This window comes from Streptomyces sp. NPDC002867 (assembly GCF_053591895.1).
In genome coordinates this window covers 1-2,270 of sequence record NZ_JBSFUR010000108.1, presented here as the reverse complement: position 1 = coordinate 2,270, position 2,270 = coordinate 1, and the positions used below count along the sequence as shown (strand labels likewise).

Annotated in this window: 3 protein-coding genes; all 3 read right to left on the bottom strand. The window is 67.4% G+C overall.

What is annotated here, in order from left to right:
- A partial coding sequence (locus ACWD0A_RS34750) for a putative T7SS-secreted protein (protein WP_451304695.1) occupies positions 1-1,076 on the bottom strand: 1,076 nt, incomplete at its 3' end.
- On the bottom strand, positions 1,076-1,723 hold the full coding sequence (locus tag ACWD0A_RS34745; RefSeq protein WP_451304694.1) for a hypothetical protein: 648 nt from the start codon (positions 1,721-1,723) through the stop codon (positions 1,076-1,078). The genes ACWD0A_RS34745 and ACWD0A_RS34750, both read right to left, overlap by 1 nt.
- Positions 1,720-2,232, bottom strand: coding sequence for an SseB family protein (locus tag ACWD0A_RS34740; RefSeq protein WP_451304696.1), 513 nt, complete (start codon positions 2,230-2,232; stop codon positions 1,720-1,722). The genes ACWD0A_RS34745 and ACWD0A_RS34740 overlap by 4 nt, the downstream gene beginning before the upstream one ends.
- Between the last annotated feature and the right edge of the window lie 38 nt (positions 2,233-2,270).

Genomic DNA, 2,270 nt, shown 5'->3' with positions numbered 1-2,270 from the left:
CCCTTGGTGCCGAGGATTTCGGGGACGAGGCGGCCGAGGAATTCGGCGGGGTCGCCCTTCGCCGCGTCCCACGCGTTCTTCAAGGCGCGGTCGGGGTTGGCGACGGTGGAGGCGAGGCCGGCGAGCGTCATGTTGACGCCCTTGTAGTACTCGGCGGGGTGGGTCAGGTTGTAGAGGTCGATCGGGTTGACCGAGCGGACGAAGTTGACCAGCCCCGCGGTGCCCTTGATGATGCCGCCGCCGAAGTGGGCGAGCTCGATGCTCTGGCCCAGGCTGTAGTCCATGAGCTCGGTCTGGAGCTTGTCCAGTCCGGTCTTGTCCTTGGGCGCGTGGGCCATGGCGGCCTTGACCGCGCCCTTCGCGGTCTCCGCGGCCTGGTTCCGCGCGGTGCGGGCGTCGTCCAGGATCTCCTGCGCCTGCTGGCGTTTGGCCGTGCTCGGATCGTTGAACTCGCCCGGGTGCGGCAGCGGGTTGTCGCTGTTGCGGGCGGCGTCGTAGGCGTCGGCCTTCTTGTTGAACTCCGCGGCAGCCTTCTCGTAGTCCTTCTTCGCCTCGTTGTAGAGGGCGATAGCCTCACGCGCCTTGCCCTGCGCCGTGACGATCGCCTTCGAGTACGTCTCCAGGGCCTTGGCCGCGTCCTCGAACGCGTCCGCCGCGCGCAGCCAGTCGGTGGGAAGCGTCTGGAACTTCTCCCGGAAGGCGGTGGCGGCCTCGCCCTTCCAATTGCTGGAGTCGAGCTTCTTCATCCCGCCGCCGACCAGATCGAACGCCTTCTGGAAGTCCCGCAGGTTCTTCACCGTCGAAGCGATCTTCTCCGGCTTGCCATGGATCAGCTCGTTCGCTTCCTCGGTCTGCCCGAGCTGCTTCTCACCGACCTCCGCACCGAGAGAGGAGGCGGTCTCATCTCCCCAGTCCTCGACGACCTCGGCCACCGCGTCGTGCCCGTAGTGGCGTAGCCCCTGGCCGGCCTTGTCGGTCACATAGTCGACACCCTCGCCGACCACCTCCTTGCCCTTGTCGATCGCCCGGTCGGCACCGTCGACGAGCTTGTCGCCCCACCCCCGCCAGTCCACCATCAGCGACTCTCCCCCCACCGCGGCTGCTCGGCCTGATCGATCGTGGCCTGATCCGGATCCAGGTCTTCCTTCAGCTGCTCGTCCATCGCGTCCCGGATCTTCGGGTCAATCAGCCCGGAACGCTCCATGGAGTCCATCTGCGCGTCCATCACGTCATACGTGGTGTTCTTCCACGTCTGCTTGACCTCGCCGTGCGCCTCACGCATCGACTCCGCGCTCCAGTCCGCGTTGTCCCAGGCATGCTGGTCACGAATCGTGTCCCAGCTCATCTGCTTGACCTCGTCCTCGGACAGATGAGGATTACCGTTCAGCGAGTTCACGCCGATCTTGATCGCGTCCTTGACGTACTGCTCCTGCTCCGCGAACGAACCCGCCGACAGACCGACCCCCTGCGCGAACGCATTGCCCTTCAGCGTCAGGGTGCGCACCCCCCACTCCCAGCGGTTGCAGAACGTCTCGAACTCCGCCGCCAGCCCGCCGTGCCCCAACTCCAGCCCCGACAGCGCGAGGTCCGAGAACCCCCGCCCCACCGACGCCTCGCCGATCATCCCGAGCTCCTTCAGCTCGGCATGCGCCAGATTGATCCCGCTCGCGATCTCCGCCAGCGCCCACGCCGGAGCCTTCAGCTCCGGCTCGCCCCCACTCACCGCATCCCCCCGAGATCCACCGCCACCGCATCGGGCACGATGCCCTCCACCGGCGGGAACACCATGCCCTCGTCACTGCCCGCGTCCAAAGCGACCCCCGCCGGACCCGGCAGCATCGGCACCATCACATCCAGCAACCGGGCACCGAGAATCGTCCGGTAGGTCCACTCCCGGCCCGCATCCCCCTGCGCGACCGCGAACCGCGCCAACGCCTCCTCGTCCGAGAACGCACAGATCCACCGCACCCCGTTGAAATCCGCCGTCCACAGACTCCCGTGCGCGTCGAACGGCACCAGCACCGCCGTACGCCGGAACTCCCCCAGCAAACGCGCAAACTCGCGGCGGGCGGCGGTCACCCCGTCCACCGGCTCAGCGGCCGCCGGCACCGCCGGCGTCACCGGCGGAATCCTTGACGTGTCAAACGATGCGGTCGGCACCGACGCATCAGCCAACTCCGCAAGCCGCGAAGCACGTTGAGGCCTCGCTGCCTCATCCCCGTTGTCAGTCACCCACGAATGCTGCCACGCACACATTCCCACGAGCAACG